This window comes from Cytobacillus kochii (assembly GCF_020171845.1).
In the GTDB taxonomy this organism is placed as follows: domain Bacteria; phylum Bacillota; class Bacilli; order Bacillales; family Cytobacillaceae; genus Cytobacillus; species Cytobacillus kochii.
The window spans coordinates 65,399-82,231 of the sequence record NZ_JAIVAM010000010.1; the positions used below are offsets into that span (position 1 = coordinate 65,399).

Genomic DNA, 16,833 nt, shown 5'->3' on the forward strand with positions numbered 1-16,833 from the left:
CTATGCTGAAATGTTTGAAACGATTGATGGAAACAGCATTACACCAGGTAGATTTATCACATTGCAAGGTAAAAAGGTGAGAATAGCAACCAGTGCTGACAGCTATATTTTAGGGATTACAAGTGCTGCTTCCTCCATTAAGGGGGATGCCGCTGAACTGCATTGGCATCATAAGTATCTAAAGGATCAATGGGGACGCACTCAATATGAACAAATACACATTGACCCAAATGATGAGAACCTCGCAAAGTTAACGTGTGTAGCACCAAAATTAAACCCCGCAAACGATTCCAAGCAATTTTATTTACCAAGAAGCAAACGTGAAGAATGGGTAACAGTTGGATTACTTGGTCAATTGCTAGTGACTGATGATGGTAGTTGTTCAATTGATGGTTACTGTTTACCGAATGATGAAGGGATTGCCACATTTTCAGAAACAGGTTACCGCGTGATGGATAGAATTAGTTCTGATCAGATACTAGTCATGTTTAAATCAATGGATCATTTTCAAGGGGTTGGCAAGTACGATGGAAGGATCCATATAGACAAGGGAGAGATGCTTAACTATAAAAGAACATAGACGAGTCCCCAATCAATTGATCATTTCAACCACAAAAGCTAGCTAACTTGAAATTACCACTCTTAGATCAAATCTTCATACATAAGAGACCTTTTAATCCGACGTCACAAATCACATCTAACGATCAGTCTTTTGATTTTTTAAAACAAAAAGAACTCGTCACCTGACGAGTTCTTTCTTACTTTAATTCGTTATTTCAAGCGTTCTTCAAGCTCTTTTTTCTTCTCTTCATAACCTGGTTTACCTAGCAATGCAAACATATTTACTTTATATTCTTCCACACCAGGTTGATCAAATGGATTTACACCAAGTAAATACCCGCTAATAGCACAAGCTTTTTCAAAGAAATAAACAAGATAACCAAAAGTGAATGCATCCATTGCAGGAATCGTTATAATGAGGTTAGGTACATCGCCATCTGTATGGGCAAGCATTGTTCCTTGGAATGCTTTATGATTCACAAAATCAATCGATTGATTAGCTAAATAGTTTAAACCATCTAAGTCATTTTCAAGGTTTTCAATTTTCACTTCATGTCGTGGTTTCTTCACTTTAATAACTGTTTCAAATAAATCTCTTCTACCTTCTTGCACATATTGACCAAGTGAATGAAGATCAGTAGAAAAATTGGCAGATGAAGGATAAATGCCTTTTTGATCTTTTCCTTCACTTTCACCAAATAATTGCTTCCACCATTCTGAAAAGTATTGTAACCCCGGCTCATAATTAACAAGCATTTCAATGGTTTTGCCCTTATTATAAAGGACATTCCTTACTGCTGCATATTGATAGGCGATATTCTCTTCTATATCGGCAGAACTTAACTCTTTACGAGCAGCTTCAGCTCCTTCCATTACTTGATTAATATCAATATTCGCAACGGCAACTGGTAGTAATCCAACGGCTGTTAGCACAGAGTATCTTCCACCAATATCATCCGGAATAATAAATGACTCATAGCCTTCTTCATTCGCTAATGTTTTTAACGCGCCCTTTTCTTTATCAGTGGTAGCGTAAATTCGTTTTCTCGCTTCCTCTACGCCATATTTCTCTTCTAATATTTTTCGGAATAAACGAAAGGCAATTGCTGGTTCTGTCGTTGTTCCAGATTTAGAAATGACATTAATAGAAAAGTCTTTACCTTCCAATAAATCGATGACATCATGAATATAACTAGAGCTAATATTATTGCCTACAAAAACGATTTGAGGTGTTTTCCTTTTTTCTTTTGAAAGAGCATTATAAAAACTATGTTGTAACATCTCAATAGCAGCTCTTGCACCAAGGTAAGAACCACCAATTCCGATTACTAAAAGAACATCTGAATCTTGCTTGACTTTTGTTGCTGCCTGTTGAATTCTTGCAAATTCCTCGCGATCATAATTTTTCGGTAAATCTACCCACCCTAAGAATTCATGACCTGCTCCTGTTTTATTTTCTATAGCGGTATGCGCTGCTGTTACCGCTCCTTTTAAGTATGATAGTTCATGCTCACTAAAAAAGCTAAACGCTTTCGTATAATCAAACTGTATATGAGTCATCGTTTTTCCTCCGCTTATGTATTTCATGAATCAATAGTCCTCTATCACTTTATCGAAAGACAAGGAATTTTTCAAGAATCAGTCTTTGCCACCGACGGTTTGAACAACCAGTTTAACCGTTATCTAGTTCATGATTACATCATTTCCAAAAATAAGGTTTATAACCCATCACTCGTGCTTAAGCAAAAATTATCCTTTCACCTTTTTTACTATGGGTGTATAAGGCAACTCACACCAGGTGACCACAATTCCATTAAACCCAAATATGATAAGAACCTATAAAGAAAGCTCCCGTTTCACACGAGAGCTTCATCCTTATAATGCTGAACGATAGATTGAAAGAACATCCTCTTTATCTAATACTTGAAAACGACCAAAAGGACCATTATGAACGGCTTTATTTGCCATATCTTCTAGCTTGCTATCGTCTATACCATAATCTGATAATTGTTCGGGTGCATCAATACTGTTCCAAAAAAGTCTTAAACGAGCAATTCCTTCTAATGCGACTTCCTCATCTGTTTTGCCTGTTGGATCAACTTCAAACACTCTTATTGCTAATTGTTTCATTCTCTCAGGCTTGGCATGTAATGTATGCTTAATCCAATGAGGGAATAAAATGGCCAAACCGCCACCATGAGGGATATCATAGACTGCCGATACAGCATGTTCAATGTTATGAGTTGCCCAGTCTCCTTTATAACCCATATTGAGAATACCGTTTAATGCCATTGTACCGCTATATAAAATGGTCGCACGATGCTCATAATTTTCTAAGTCATCTATTAGTTTTGGAGCTGTATCCATTATCGTAGTTAAGAGAGATTCGCACATACGATCTTGAAAGTCCGTATTTTCTTCTAAATGGAAATAATGCTCAAGTACATGAGACATCATATCGACTATGCCATAAATCGTTTGGTCTCTTGGCACTGAATATGTATGTTCTGGATCTAAAATTGAAAATTGAGGGAAAACAGCCGGGCTTCCCCAAGACAATTTTTCATGTGTTTCCCAATTGGTAATGACCGCTCCAGAATTCATTTCAGAACCCGTTGCAGCTAATGTAAGGACGGTACCAAAGGGAATCGCTTCTTCCATTCTTACTTTATTCGTCACCATATCCCAAGCATCACCAGCAAATTTCGTTGCTCCAGCAATGGCTTTTGTACAATCGATGACACTCCCGCCACCAACAGCTAGAATGAAATCAATTTCTTTCTCGCGGCAAATATTCACACCTTCACGAACGGAAGAAACACGAGGATTTGGATCAACCCCACCTAGTTCATACACTTCTGCATCCATTTTCTCAAGCTCATTCATTACCTTATCGTATAGACCATTCCTTTTAATACTTCCACCACCATAAACAACCAGCACCTTACGGCCAAAAGGAGAAATCTCTTCGCTTAATTTACTAAGTTCACCTTTACCAAAAATCAATCTCGTTGGATTCCAAAATGTAAAATTCTCCATTCTTTTCACCTTCCTTTTTTGTTATTATCATTTTTTTTACTAAGGATTGCAAAGAATACATCTTTTTTTATTTATTTTAAAAAATAAAATAAATACCTCTCTGTCATTGTCTCTTCCGAGGAACTAAATGATTCTTTCTTTCGACAAAAAAGACACCGAGATTTCCCCGGTGTCTTCTGTGAAGCTGAACTAGATTATTTTTTAATTAAATCTTCACGCTCAGATTGTGCAATCCACTCTTGCAATTTATCTTTTAGTGTATTGAAACCTTGGCTACCATTATCCTCTACTTTTTGAGCTACAGGATTATTTGGGCGTTTGCGAGGTTTTTTCTCTTTTTCTGTTGGCGCTGGTGCTTCTTGTGTTGCACGAATAGAAAGGCCGATTTTTCCAGCATTTTCATCAATAGACAGTACTTTTACTTGTACTTCATCTCCAACACTTAAATGTTCATTAATATCTTTAACGAAGCCATGAGTAACTTCTGAAATGTGAACAAGTCCTTGTGTATTTTCATCTAATGCAACAAAGGCACCATAAGGTTGAATACCTGTTACTTTTCCAGTAATCACGCTGCCTACTTCAATTTTCTCTGACATGGGAACACTCCTAATTATTAATATTTTATCGTTTATATACGCAATAAAAAATTATATCATACTCTATAGCTAATATCAAAAGTAAAATGGATAGTCAATAAATAGTCACAATTAATTAACGAAATGTTCATACAATTACCCGTTAAAAAAGATGATTGGTGGTAAAATAAAATATAGAAGGGGGGGTAAAAATGAATCACATTGGTGAAAACATTCGCTTAGTCCGTGAACAACATGGGTTAACAAGATTGGAACTTGCAAAAAGAGCGCGGGTAGGTAGTGCAGTAATCGAAAGATATGAGTCAGGTATTTCTACCCCAGATACGCTAACAATCCTCAAGCTATGTACAATATTGGACATCCCAGTATCAACTATTACAAATCCACAAGTTGACCTTCAAAATCAGAACGAGTTCAACCATCCTATGCTTCATCAACAGGATATAAATGAAACTATTTCCAATTCTTACGTATAAACATGTAGGTTTTCGGGAAGGCTTATATTGTAAGTCTTTCTAGAATTCCCCCTTTGTTGAAGGCAATCTGTTATAGGATTGCCTATTTTTTATTTTATGCCTCAGATAAAATGTTTCTCCTTGTAAGCAATGGCTACGAATGATATGACTTATAGTAACACCTTACATCACTGTAAAGAAATGAGGACAACCATTGCCAAACGATAAAATGCTTCTAAATGGAAATGACTTTTATTAATGAATATTACCCACACCCAACCCCTAAACGATCATTTGTATTATTGCATGGGTTTCTTTCTTCCAGCTTTAGTTTTCGAAAGCTCATACCATTGCTACAAAAAGAAAATACAGTACTCACAATTGACCTCCCACCATTTGGGAAGAGCGGAAAAGCAAAAAAGTTTATCTATTCTTATGAAAATATTGCTTCAACTGTTATTTTACTTCTTGAAAAATTATCTATTCAACAAATCGTGATGGTTGGGCATTCAATGGGAGGACAAATTTGCCTAAACATTGCTCATCAAAGACCAGACCTGCTTGAGGCTGTAGTCTTATTATGCAGCTCTTCTTATCTACCGAGAATGCCAGCAAAGTATGTTTACGCAAGTCACCTCCCTTTCTTTTCTCATTTTGTAAAAAAATATCTTGAAAAATCAGGTGTAGAAAAAAACTTAAACAACGTTGTTTATGAAAAAGAAATGATTGATGATGCCATGAGGGATGGTTATCTAGAACCATTTTTAAACAAGGATATCTTCTATTCCTTAGCGAGAATGATACGTGACCGGGAGGGAGATTTGGATGAGACCTTATTAAAAACAATTAACACTCCTTGTTTACTCATATGGGGGGAGGCAGACAAGGTGGTCCCACTCTCTATCGGTCAAAGATTACAAGGAGACCTACCGCATAGCGAATTACATATCCTTAAGCAGGCAGGTCATCTTATACCCGAAGAAAAGCCTGAGGAGATTGCAGCAATTATCGAACAATATTTACAGAAAAAAGAGAATGGTGGGCTAAGATAATTTTTATTCCATAACCGATTTATTCAATTTCGCAAGAACTATTATTTTTTATCACCAGGAGTTTCTTTGCAAATTTTTCACATTGAGCAAGAGGAATTACTTCATCAAAAGAGAATTCATATATAGCTTGGATGTTATGGGCCAATTCATTAGTATCGTCAACAGTTTGTACTACTTGGAGGATATCAGCTATTTCCGTATCGTAATTACCTGTACCGATATGAAATGGGTCCCAATCATTTAAACAATCAACTAACAAAAGATTCATTTGTTGTGTATTCATTATTCATTCACCTTATTATTTTTCATTTATGTTTACATATCTTATCATATAGATAGAAATCGATAAATAAAGAAATGGTGGGATAGAAGTGGAAAATCAATATTTTCATGAAATTTTTGATCGTAAAAATACGTCATCAGTGAAGTGGGAATTGACCAAAATGGTTTTTGGAGAAGAAGACGTCCTTCCAATGTGGGTCGCAGATATGGATTTCAAACCGCCTAAAGAGGTAACAAATGCCCTACAAAAACGTTTAGATCACGGAATTTATGGTTATACATTTGCCTCCCCATCCTTACCAAAAGCAATCAAGGATTGGGTAAGTGTTCATCACGGCTGGGATATTCCACTGCAGTCCATATTATACAATACCGGTGTGGTTCCATCTTTGGCAGCAGTCGTGCAGACCTATACAGAAGAAGGGGACAATATATTAATACATACCCCTGTTTATCCGCCGTTCACAAATGTCATTGAAAGTAATCATCGTAAAGTTTTACGGTCTCCACTTCAGCTTGTTAATGGACATTACAAAATTGAATTTGATGACTTTGAACAGCAACTCAAAAAAGGTGCGAAAATGTTTATTCTCTGTAATCCTCATAATCCAGGAGGAAATGTGTGGTCAAAAGAGGATTTACAGAAGATCGGTGACTTATGTATCGCTTATGATTGCTTAATCCTATCAGATGAAATTCATGCAGACCTCGTCTATAAGCCCAAAAAACATGTCGCTATCGCTAGCTTAAGCGAGGAACTAAGAGACCAGACGATTACATGCATTGCACCAACGAAAACTTTTAATATTGCTGGGTTGCAAGCATCCGCCCTTATCATTCCAAATGAGACATTTAGGAAAAAATTTGAAGATTTTCAAGCAAGACAAGGCTTCCATCAATTATCCATCTTTGGAATGGTCGGCATGGAAGCTGCTTATACCCATGGAGCAGACTGGTTAGAAGCTTTACTCTCCTATTTACAACAAAATATCCAGAGTGTAAAAAGTTTTATAGAAAAAGAATTGCCTGATATTGGTGTCGTTGAACCAGAAGGGACGTATTTAATCTGGCTAGATTGTCGTAAACTCGGCTTATCTGATGATGACATTCAGCAAAAGCTTGTAAAGAAAGGAAAACTTGGATTAGAGCCAGGACCAAAATATGGCCCAGGTGGTGAAGGGTTTGTCCGTATGAACATCGCCTGCCCTCATGATATACTTATGGATGGACTTCACCGTTTAAAAACAGCATTTTCATAAGGATTCTGTAAAAAAACATGTCGGAAAAACGATCTCCGACATGTTTTTTTATTTCAATAAATTCTCTTCTAAATGCTTTTTTATTTCTAACCAATCTTCTATTGTCACACTATACATCACTGTGTGACGAATTTCTCCATTCCTACGAATCATATGATTGCGTAATACCCCCTCCTTCTTAGCACCTATTCTCTCAATTGCCTGTTGTGATTGGAGGTTCTCATGGCCTGTTTTTATTTGTACTCGATTTAATTTCAGTTCTTCAAAACAATAAGACAATAAAAGGTATTTACAGTTTGTATTGATGGCACTGCGCCAATAATGAGGATGAAGCCATGTTGAACCGATTTCTAACCTCTTATGGGTAAGGTCCACATCTAAAAACCAGGTACAGCCAATAATTTGCTGCTCCTTTTTATTAAAAATAACAAAAGGGAACTCTCTTCCTTCTTCACGCTTTTTGATACCCGCTTCAACATATGTAACGACATCACTATATTGGGTTAAATCGACTGACATATGTGTCCAAATTGACTCGTCTTTCGCTGCCTTGCTTATCCCTTCAATATGACAAGTTTCCATTGGAATCAGTTGTACTACACTATTTTCTAGTTGCTTCATAAAGTTCCCTCCCTTTACCCTATTAAAGCATATTTACTATAAAATAAATATGGTTTTTTACATAATATTCTTACTTTTATTCACGTAATGATTTTCATTCATTTATTTTAAAAAACTTATGACTGACTTCGCTCACTCTAATGGTTTACTGTCTCTTCTATCGATAAACAAGCCTGGTTTTTTATCGTTTCCTAAACAATAAAAAAAGAACAAATCCCTTCCAGAGTTTGTTCTTCCTTCCGTGTACATAGTATTGGTTAACTCTTACTATTTTGTGCTTCTTTCTGCTTTGGTTCTTTGTTCTTTGAAACCACTCCACATGCAATTCTTTCCCCTGAGTCGCCAGAAGGCTGTGTCATTCCATCATCTGTTTTTTCATCAATGACAATAGATGTACCATCTTTTGTTAATAATGAAGACTTGTCATCTTTCATTGTAACTTCAGCTGCAACTAAGTCTGTCTTCACTTTCCCATCATCTTCCACAATAATATTAGGTAAATCTCCCGCATGATGACCATCTTGATTCAGTAAACCATGATCTTTATCTTCGGGATTAAAGTGATTACCAGCCGATTTAAAATCAGGAGCCTCACACTCACCTTTCTCATGGATATGAATAGCATGATCCCCAGGGGGCAGACCTTTTAAATCTAAGCCTAACTTGACCCCACTGGCCTGCTCTTCTAATTTAATCTTACCAAGAGAATCCCCTACTGCGTTAAACATTTCTACATCTACCTTTTTTACTTCCTGTTCTGTACAACCCATTAATAAAACAGATAGACTAAATAATAAATAAACTATCTTCTTATTCATAAAGAAAGCCTCCAAAAAGAAAATCATGCACTTAGCTTTTCCCAATCCAAAAAAAATACAACCACTACTCAAAGTGGTTGTCGAAAAGTTTACAAACATGAAAGTTACCTTCAATCAACAGAGGAGTTTTTACTTTTTTGTTTTAATTGGTCTTCGAGTTCGCGTGTTTTTTCACTCTCTTTTTTTGAGTGGTGAATAAACCATCTCATTACAAATCCTGCGAGAATCATAAAGGCAACTAACCATATAACGGCCGGAATATATTCTGTCTTGTCTTCTGGAAAATAAAGAAATAAAGAAAACACATAAGTTTGAAGCACGGCTATGTTCCTTTCTTACTTTCGTTGATATCCTTATTATAACAGTCGATGTAATCTATACCAACCTTTATTCGATGACTTGTATTTTCTCAATAATCACGTCTTCTACTGGTTTATCGTTTTCATTTACTTCTACTTGTGCAATTTCATCAACAATATCCATCCCATCTATCACCTGTCCAAAAACAGTATGACGCCCATCTAGCCATGGCGTTCCACCATTTTCCACATATTTCTCAATAATGTCAGTTGGATATTCATTATCTTTCATTTGTTGTTCTAGGCCATCCCCTAATGTTGTATTCTGAACAATGAAAAATTGACTACCATTTGTATCAGCACCTTTGTTAGCCATCGATAAGGCACCGCGAATATTAAATAATTGATTAGAGAACTCATCCTCAAAGTATTCCCCGTAAATACTTTCTCCACCAATTCCTGTGCCTTCAGGGTCTCCACCTTGGACCATAAACTCTTTCATAACACGATGAAAGATAACGCCATCATAATAGCCTTCTTTACTATGAGTGATAAAGTTTTCTACTGTCTTAGGTGCAATATCGGGAAAAAGTTTAATCGTAATTTCGCCTAATGATGTTACCATCTTAACGACCTGCTCATTTTCCCCTACTTCATTGGAAAGCTGTGGGAAACCTTTTACTTTAGCAGCTTCGCCTGTATCATCTTCTTGTGTTTTTTCCTCTGCTGTTGACTTGTCCCCTTTGTCTGCATCAGCTGTATCGTTATTCTCACCACAACCAGCAAGTAATAAAAGAAGCATTGCAAATAAAACCAACCATTTTTTTCTCATTATCTCACTCCCAAGCGTATGTATTATACTACCATTATTTTAATATTGTACCGGTTTGTAAAGAGCCTATCTATCTGTTTTATGGATTGTCTTTCATTTCTTTCTCATTCATAATATAGGCAAGATCAATTGTTAGGAGGTACATCAATGAGTGAATTAAAGATTGGAGATAAAGTTACCGGGATATACAAAACAGGGAAATATATTGGAGAAATCACAGACATCCGTCCGCAAAGTTATTTGGTAAGGGTCTTAGCAGTGCTGAAGCATCCTACACAAGGTGATCTTCATCACCCTAAAGAAGTAGACGGCGTTTTCTTTCAAGAAAGAAGAGCCTTGGCATATAGGGAACAAACGAATGTCCCTTTAAAAATGGTGAAACCTTTTACCGAAGAAATTCCCGACTATCAAGTTTCACTTCAAGATGCTATTGAAAAAATGCGTGCAGAATTACTTACCAAAAGCACGGAATGGGCAGAAAAAAGCTTAATGAACTTAAAATCATTAGAAAAAGACTATTTTAAATAATTGTTTTTAAACGAACTGTCACAGATTGAGTCCTAAATCACATTTAGTCATTTAGGACTTAAATCTCCCTTAACAGTCCCCTTCTCTTTTGCCCTCCGTTCTGGCTGATTTGAAATCATTTATGTGGGCATTGCTTATCTGTACTCCGTATTTCTAGTTAGCTCCTTTGCTCTTTTGATATTTACCGTTTCTAAAGTAGTATGTATGCACTACGGCTTGATGACCGTCATTCCTTCTGTCACTTCACGAATCCAATGCAAGCTAGCACTTGATTAAGTGAAGTAGATTAGCAGCAGTACTGTAAAAACAGCGACTTTATTTCTTTCGCCGTTTATCACTTTGACCACTTTTTTTGCATAAGGTTTGATATTAAAAACAGGTTTTCATGCAAAAAAATAAGACTCAATTTTACTTTGAGTCCTTACACATGTTGCTTCAACAGCTTAGAAAAATCTATGACGTCCCCGATTGTAGCAGGCTTCGGTTTCTTTAGATAGCGCTTATCTTTTTCCACAAGCTTAAAGATCTGATAAGTCGTTAAGGCATCATCCAATGCTTTATGGTGCTTCCCCGTGCCTTCTTTTCCATACTCTTGCACAGCCCTCCATAAACCTGTCTGATTCTGATTACCGAAGAATCGTTTATACTCCATTGATAAATCTATTTCTTTACCATCAAAGGGAAACGGTAACTCCGTATGTAAACAATTATTTCGCAGCACCTTCATATCCATATTTCCCCATGTAACGATTTTTAAGGAGGAGACAGTTGGTATTTTCGAAAACTTTTCTAGCATTTGCTTAAAAGTGATTCCTGTATCAACCTGTTGTTGAGAAATTTTCAAAAATGAGCTACACCTTTTAGATAAATGAGGATACTTAATTGGTTTCACATAAGATGAAAACTGGTCAACGATGTTTCCACCCTCTACCAAAATATAGCCCACTTCAATGATTTCAGGATAAAAACCTTTCCAATTCCGTTCTGGCATTGTAAATTCAAAATCAATAAATAAATATCTTGCTCCTTCCATCAGCTGTGACCCCCCTTTTTACGTAAATAATAAGAAAAGATCCCTTCTTTATAAACGGATTTTATCGTGTACTCTATTGTTATTATAGCATGCTATTTTTTTATTTTTCAGTTATTTGAATTAAAACCTAAATATACTCCATCATATTCTTGACTGTCCCAAATATGTACTTTTTTATTTCTCATGTTATGTACGGTCATTTTAGAAAATCCCCTTCCCTATATAAACCAACGAAGTTATGCATAGTATTTGGGATTGCATTATTCATTGGTAATCTCATCATCATTGTTCAAATAAAAAAGATCCGAGCAAAGTCAAATTTGCCCGGACCTTTCAAGTCTTATTAGTGGTCTTTAGCCACGTATTTTTGGAAAAATTTTTTCAAGACACTTCTCTAATTTTCACGTACTCTCTTGGAGCAAAATCAGATACATCCGCTTCTATTTCCAAATTACTCCATTCACTTTCATACTTTTTAGGTTGATCTGCCTTCAGTTTATTTGACATTTCCTGTGATTCAACGAACCATGCACTGCAGAAAATGATGGCAAATATGCCTATAGCAGTTATTATTTTCCCAAACATTTACAAACCACCACCTAAAAATAGTTTGTATAATTATTCGTTTTTTTATTCATTTAAAAAATTTTTGCCAAATATCGACGTGTTTCTACTTATTTATAAAGTTAATGGGGAATCCTACTGTTAGAGGATTTCTTCAATGCAACTGATAACTTTTTACGTTATAATTACTACCGTAGCTGTTGAACTTTAGTATGAATAGCATATTTCTCTGCATTATCTTGCAATTCACAGATTTTTTCTTCAAAAGGGGGTAATTTCTTGTCACTGTTACATTTGGCGATTATTGCGCCATTTATTATCGCAGTGTTTGTACCGCTTATATATAAAAATATTAAGTCAGTACACACAGGGTGGTTTATACTACCACTTCCTATTCTGCTGTTCATTTATTTCAGTAGTTTTATTTCTAAAACAACAAATAAACAAGTAACAATGGAATCGTTTTCATGGATCTCTTCTTTAGGAATTGACTTCACAGTTAAAGTGGATGGACTTGGTTTATTATTCGCTTTATTAATTACTGGGATTGGTTCGTTAGTTATTCTGTATTCTATTTACTATCTTTCTAAACAGAAAGAGAAATTAAATACATTCTATGTTTATTTATTGCTGTTCATGGGGGCAATGCTTGGTGTTGTTTTATCAGACAATTTAATTGTCCTTTATGCGTTTTGGGAATTAACTAGCTTTTCATCTTTTCTCTTAATTGGCTATTGGTACAATCGAGAGAAATCACGCTATGGTGCACAAAAATCAATGATTATCACCGTTTTAGGTGGACTAGCTATGTTGGGAGGAATCATCCTTCTCTATAACATGACCGGAACGTTCAGTATTACCGAAATTGTCGCACAAGCTGACACAATTATTGATCACCCACTTTTTGTTGCCGCTCTTTTATGTATTCTATTAGGTGCATTTACGAAATCGGCACAATTTCCATTCCATATCTGGTTACCAGATGCGATGGAAGCACCAACCCCTGTTAGTGCTTACCTTCACTCAGCTACAATGGTTAAAGCGGGGATCTATCTAGTAGCTAGAATGAGTCCAGTTTTTGCCGAAGACACTTTATGGATGGGGCTCATCATTGCTTTTGGATTGTTCACATTATTCTGGGGATCCTTCTCAGCGGTCAAGCAAACCGATCTAAAATCTATCCTAGCCTTTTCGACCATAAGTCAACTTGGATTAATTATGTCTTTATTAGGTGTAGGAGCAGCTGCGCTACATTACGATCAACCGAAATATTTTACTGTCGCTACAACTGCAGCAATATTCCACTTAATTAACCATGCAACTTTTAAAGGTAGTTTATTTATGGTTGTAGGAATTGTTGACCATGAAACTGGTACAAGGGACATCCGTAAACTTGGTGGCTTGATGAACCTAATGCCTATCACTTTTACGATTGCAATTATAGGTACCTTCTCAATGGCTGGTCTTCCGCCATTTAATGGATTTTTAAGTAAAGAGATGTTCTTTACTGGGATGATTAATGCACTTCATATGGATTTTGATTGGAGTATCATTATCCCAATTATTGCATGGATTGCGAGCGTTTTTACGTTCATATACAGTATGATCCTTGTTTTCAAAACATTCACAGGGAAGTATCAACCTGAAAAATTAGAGAAAAAACCGCATGAAGCGCCAATTGGTATGCTTATATCTCCAATTATTCTGGCTTCATTAGTTATTGTTATTGGCTTTTTCCCTAATATCATAAAACCAATATTAGTACCTGCTATAGAAACGGTTATGCCAATGTATGAGTTTGATGTTCATATTTCTATGTGGCATGGTTTTAATACAGAGTTGGTTATGACAATAGGCGTTATTATCGTTGGGGTTCTGTTGTATCTCGGATTAAATAAGTGGCGCGGAATTTACGGGATTTTCCCTGAGAAGCTTGCACTTAATCGTTTTTATGATGGGCTACTTGATTCAATGTATAAAGGATCTCACAGCTTGAACCGCAATGTAATGACAGGTTCGATTAACCATTATTTAAGTTATATGTTTTTGTTTATGGTTGTTCTTATTATTGGTTCATTGTTTGGGCAAAACGCCTTCGCCTTTAGCACTGATAATCTGGCACCTATTCATTTTTACGAAGTCATACTCACATTGATAGTTGCAATCTCATCAATCGCATTATTATTTGCTAAGTCCCGTATCGTTTCGATTCTTTTAACTGGAACAATAGGATATATGGTCTCCTTGTTGTTTATTGTGTTTCGAGCGCCAGATTTAGCACTAACACAACTAGTAATTGAGACGATTTCTGTATCACTATTTTTACTTTGCTTCTATCATTTACCGAAAAAACTAACAGATGATCCTGTACCAGTTAAAGTCCGTAATGCGGTTATCTCAGTCGGAGTGGGTTTATTCGTAATTTTAGTTGGATTAACAGCGCATAGTACAAAATTATTTGATTCTATCTCACAATATTATATTGAAAACACGTATAGTGAAGCGGCTGGAAAAAACATGGTGAATGTTATCCTAGTTGACTTTAGGGGCTTTGATACGATGTTTGAAATTGCTGTGCTAGGTATTGCTGCACTAGCTATTTTCAGTCTGATTAAGTTAAGGAGAAATGGAGGAAAGAAAATTGAAAACAAGTAACGTTATCTTGCAATCGATGACGAAAGTTTTATTATTTCTCATCATGATTTTCTCCATTTACATCTTTTTTGCTGGACATTATACACCTGGAGGCGGATTTGTTGGTGGCTTATTAACTTCAGGAGCCATCCTACTCTTACTCTTGGCCTATGACCTACAAACAGTAAGAAATATTTTACCAGTCAACTTTTTATATATGGTGGCAGTTGGTTTAGTATTTGCGATTGGAACTGGTGCTGGGTCACTCATTTTCAACAAACCTTTTTTAACACATGCTTTTGGAGATCTTCATGTACCTATATTAGGTGAACTCCACTTGCATACAGCTACATTGTTTGATCTAGGGGTATATCTTGTTGTTGTAGGTGTGACAATGTCCATTATTCAAACGATAGGAGGAGATGATGAATAATGGAAATACTAATGATTATTATTGCCGGCATTCTTTTCATGTCAGCGACCTACTTGATGCTATCACGAAGTGTTGTGCGAATCATATTAGGGACAACTGTATTAAGTCACGGCGTACATCTTCTCTTATTAACTATGGGAGGCTTGAAGAGAGGTGCACCCCCTCTAATAGGTGAAGAAGCCAGTGCATATTCAGACCCTCTTCCTCAAGCACTCATTTTAACTGCAATCGTCATTTCTTTTGGGGTTACCGCTCTATTCCTTGTATTAGGGTATCGCTCTTATAAAGAACTTGGAACAGACAATATGGAGAAATTGAGAGGAAATGATGGCAATGATTAATTTTTTAATACTACCAATTTTAGTTCCATTAATTACCGCCGTCATTCTGATCTTCTTAAATAAGTCAGTTATTGCTCAAAGGTGGGTTTCTGGTCTATCGGCTTTTGTAACAGTCATTCTATCTGCCTTGTTAGTAAATAAGGTGAAAAATGACGGTATACAAACATTAAACTTATCAAACTGGGATGCTCCTTTTGGCATTACCCTCGTCTCTGATATGTTATCTGCTTTACTTGTATTAACAACGAGTATCGTCGCATTTGCTTGTATCATTTATTCGTTTAAGGGAATTGGCGAAGCACGTGAAAAATATCATTTTTATGCTGCATTACAATTTCTAATTGTTGGTGTGAATGGTGCTTTCACAACAGGCGATATCTTTAACCTATTCGTATTTTTCGAAGTGATGTTAATGTCTTCTTATGCGTTGATTTTACTTGGTGGAACGAAAATTCAATTAAGAGAATCCATCAAGTATATACTCGTTAACGTTATTTCATCTGGTCTATTCGTCATTGCGGTTGGTTATCTGTATTCAGTCGTAGGAACATTGAATATGGCGCATATCGCTGCAAGAATTAGTGAAATAAGTGGTATATCTCAACCTGGTGTGATTTCTATTATTGGAATCATATTCCTGATTGTATTTGGATTGAAAGGTGCGATATTCCCACTTTACTTCTGGCTTCCGGGCTCCTATTATGCACCTCCAGCACCTGTAATGGCTATTTTCGGGGCACTTCTCACGAAGGTCGGTGTTTATTCCATCATCAGGACGTACTCTTTATTCTTTTATGAAGACGGCGGGTATGTTCAACAGGTCATCATGATTCTAGCAATATTAACCATAATTGCTGGTATTATCGGAGCCTTGGCTTATTCGGATGTTAAAAAAATTATCATATACAATATTATTGTTGCAGTAGGTGTCATCCTATTCGGTGTCAGTACAATGAATGAAAGTGCCTTAACAGGATCAATATTCTACCTCATTCATGACATGATTATTAAAGCAGCTTTATTCCTACTCGTTGGTTTAATGGCGACCATTACGGGGACGAATAACTTGAAACAAATGGGTGGATTGATTAAAAATTATCCAGGATTTAGCTGGACCTTCTTCCTTGCAGCACTTGCACTATCAGGTATCCCACCGTTAAGTGGGTTCGTAGGAAAAGTGCTTATTGTTCAGGGTGGGTTTTCATCTGAATACTTCATTGGCGCTGCAATTGTATTAGCATCTAGCTTATTCGTACTCATCTCTATTATGAAAATCTTTATTAATGGGGTTTGGGGCGAACCAAAGACATATGCAAATGAAAAGACGGTTCCTTATAAGCAGTTATTAATCGCTCCAGTGATCTTAGTCATTCTTTCTATCTGCTATGGTGTAGGTGCAGATTTTATTTATCCGTATATGTCTCAAGCTGCTGAAAGCTTAATCAACACCAATTTATATATCGATGCAGTTCTAAAGGAGTAG

At 36.3% G+C, this 16,833-nt stretch carries 19 protein-coding genes; 9 read left to right on the forward strand and 10 right to left on the reverse strand.

Features of this window, described 5'->3' with window-relative positions:
• Positions 1-10 precede the first annotated feature (10 nt).
• Positions 11-580: a peptidase G2 autoproteolytic cleavage domain-containing protein gene (locus LCM23_RS16725; protein WP_404826619.1), complete on the forward strand. Its 570-nt coding sequence runs from the start codon at positions 11-13 to the stop codon at positions 578-580.
• 191 nt (positions 581-771) lie between these two features.
• Here LCM23_RS16725 and LCM23_RS16730 read toward each other — a convergent pair whose 3' ends face one another.
• The 3 genes from LCM23_RS16730 to yugI form a co-directional block, all read right to left on the reverse strand.
• On the reverse strand, positions 772-2,121 hold the full coding sequence (locus LCM23_RS16730) for a glucose-6-phosphate isomerase (RefSeq protein ID WP_224937971.1): 1,350 nt from the start codon (positions 2,119-2,121) through the stop codon (positions 772-774).
• 315 nt (positions 2,122-2,436) lie between these two features.
• Positions 2,437-3,600, reverse strand: a complete 1,164-nt coding sequence (locus LCM23_RS16735; protein ID WP_095372078.1) for an iron-containing alcohol dehydrogenase — start codon at positions 3,598-3,600, stop codon at positions 2,437-2,439.
• 194 nt (positions 3,601-3,794) lie between these two features.
• Entirely contained in the window at positions 3,795-4,199 is a 405-nt protein-coding gene (gene yugI / locus LCM23_RS16740; RefSeq protein ID WP_095372077.1) for a S1 domain-containing post-transcriptional regulator GSP13, read from the reverse strand.
• Between the two features lie 191 nt (positions 4,200-4,390).
• Here yugI and LCM23_RS16745 point away from each other — a divergent pair, with 191 nt between their 5' ends.
• Both LCM23_RS16745 and LCM23_RS16750 read left to right on the forward strand, forming a co-directional pair.
• Positions 4,391-4,675, forward strand: a complete 285-nt coding sequence (locus LCM23_RS16745; RefSeq protein WP_224937972.1) for a helix-turn-helix domain-containing protein — start codon at positions 4,391-4,393, stop codon at positions 4,673-4,675.
• Between the two features lie 218 nt (positions 4,676-4,893).
• On the forward strand, positions 4,894-5,706 hold the full coding sequence (locus LCM23_RS16750; protein WP_318247539.1) for an alpha/beta fold hydrolase: 813 nt from the start codon (positions 4,894-4,896) through the stop codon (positions 5,704-5,706).
• Positions 5,707-5,725: 19 nt separating this feature from the next.
• On the opposite strand, the gene LCM23_RS16755 is transcribed toward LCM23_RS16750, so the two are convergent.
• Positions 5,726-5,989: a DUF1871 family protein gene (locus LCM23_RS16755; RefSeq protein WP_224937973.1), complete on the reverse strand. Its 264-nt coding sequence runs from the start codon at positions 5,987-5,989 to the stop codon at positions 5,726-5,728.
• A gap of 88 nt (positions 5,990-6,077) precedes the next feature.
• On the opposite strand from LCM23_RS16755, the gene LCM23_RS16760 reads away from it, so the two are divergent.
• Positions 6,078-7,247: a MalY/PatB family protein gene (locus tag LCM23_RS16760; RefSeq protein ID WP_224937974.1), complete on the forward strand. Its 1,170-nt coding sequence runs from the start codon at positions 6,078-6,080 to the stop codon at positions 7,245-7,247.
• A 48-nt stretch (positions 7,248-7,295) separates the two neighbouring features.
• On the opposite strand, the gene LCM23_RS16765 is transcribed toward LCM23_RS16760, so the two are convergent.
• The 4 genes from LCM23_RS16765 to LCM23_RS16780 form a co-directional block, all read right to left on the reverse strand.
• Positions 7,296-7,868, reverse strand: coding sequence for a GNAT family N-acetyltransferase (locus tag LCM23_RS16765; protein ID WP_224937975.1), 573 nt, complete (start codon positions 7,866-7,868; stop codon positions 7,296-7,298).
• A gap of 257 nt (positions 7,869-8,125) precedes the next feature.
• Complete coding sequence (locus LCM23_RS16770; RefSeq protein WP_224937976.1) at positions 8,126-8,686, reverse strand: superoxide dismutase family protein; 561 nt, start codon at positions 8,684-8,686, stop codon at positions 8,126-8,128.
• A 110-nt stretch (positions 8,687-8,796) separates the two neighbouring features.
• Positions 8,797-9,006, reverse strand: coding sequence for a hypothetical protein (locus LCM23_RS16775; RefSeq protein ID WP_224937977.1), 210 nt, complete (start codon positions 9,004-9,006; stop codon positions 8,797-8,799).
• 67 nt (positions 9,007-9,073) lie between these two features.
• Positions 9,074-9,817 (reverse strand): peptidylprolyl isomerase, encoded by a 744-nt coding sequence (locus LCM23_RS16780; RefSeq protein WP_224937978.1) that lies wholly within the window; start codon positions 9,815-9,817, stop codon positions 9,074-9,076.
• 147 nt (positions 9,818-9,964) lie between these two features.
• On the opposite strand from LCM23_RS16780, the gene LCM23_RS16785 reads away from it, so the two are divergent.
• The gene (locus LCM23_RS16785) at positions 9,965-10,345 is read left to right on the forward strand and encodes a kinase-associated lipoprotein B (protein WP_224937979.1); all 381 of its coding nucleotides are present in this window, start codon (positions 9,965-9,967) and stop codon (positions 10,343-10,345) included.
• 421 nt (positions 10,346-10,766) lie between these two features.
• Here LCM23_RS16785 and kapD read toward each other — a convergent pair whose 3' ends face one another.
• Together kapD and LCM23_RS16795 are read right to left on the reverse strand one after the other, a co-directional pair.
• Entirely contained in the window at positions 10,767-11,381 is a 615-nt protein-coding gene (gene kapD / locus LCM23_RS16790) for a 3'-5' exonuclease KapD (protein WP_373370963.1), read from the reverse strand.
• 378 nt (positions 11,382-11,759) lie between these two features.
• Positions 11,760-11,963, reverse strand: coding sequence for a hypothetical protein (locus tag LCM23_RS16795; RefSeq protein ID WP_224937981.1), 204 nt, complete (start codon positions 11,961-11,963; stop codon positions 11,760-11,762).
• A 258-nt stretch (positions 11,964-12,221) separates the two neighbouring features.
• On the opposite strand from LCM23_RS16795, the gene LCM23_RS16800 reads away from it, so the two are divergent.
• The 4 genes from LCM23_RS16800 to LCM23_RS16815 are packed head-to-tail and all read left to right on the forward strand — an operon-like array spanning position 12,222 to position 16,833.
• Positions 12,222-14,597, forward strand: a complete 2,376-nt coding sequence (locus LCM23_RS16800) for a Na+/H+ antiporter subunit A (protein WP_224937982.1) — start codon at positions 12,222-12,224, stop codon at positions 14,595-14,597.
• Complete coding sequence (locus tag LCM23_RS16805) at positions 14,569-15,009, forward strand: Na(+)/H(+) antiporter subunit B (RefSeq protein ID WP_373370962.1); 441 nt, start codon at positions 14,569-14,571, stop codon at positions 15,007-15,009. The genes LCM23_RS16800 and LCM23_RS16805 overlap by 29 nt, the downstream gene beginning before the upstream one ends.
• Positions 15,009-15,350, forward strand: coding sequence for a Na(+)/H(+) antiporter subunit C (locus LCM23_RS16810; RefSeq protein WP_224937984.1), 342 nt, complete (start codon positions 15,009-15,011; stop codon positions 15,348-15,350). The genes LCM23_RS16805 and LCM23_RS16810 overlap by 1 nt, the downstream gene beginning before the upstream one ends.
• Entirely contained in the window at positions 15,343-16,833 is a 1,491-nt protein-coding gene (locus LCM23_RS16815; protein ID WP_224937985.1) for a Na+/H+ antiporter subunit D, read from the forward strand. Before LCM23_RS16810 ends, LCM23_RS16815 begins: the two co-directional genes overlap by 8 nt.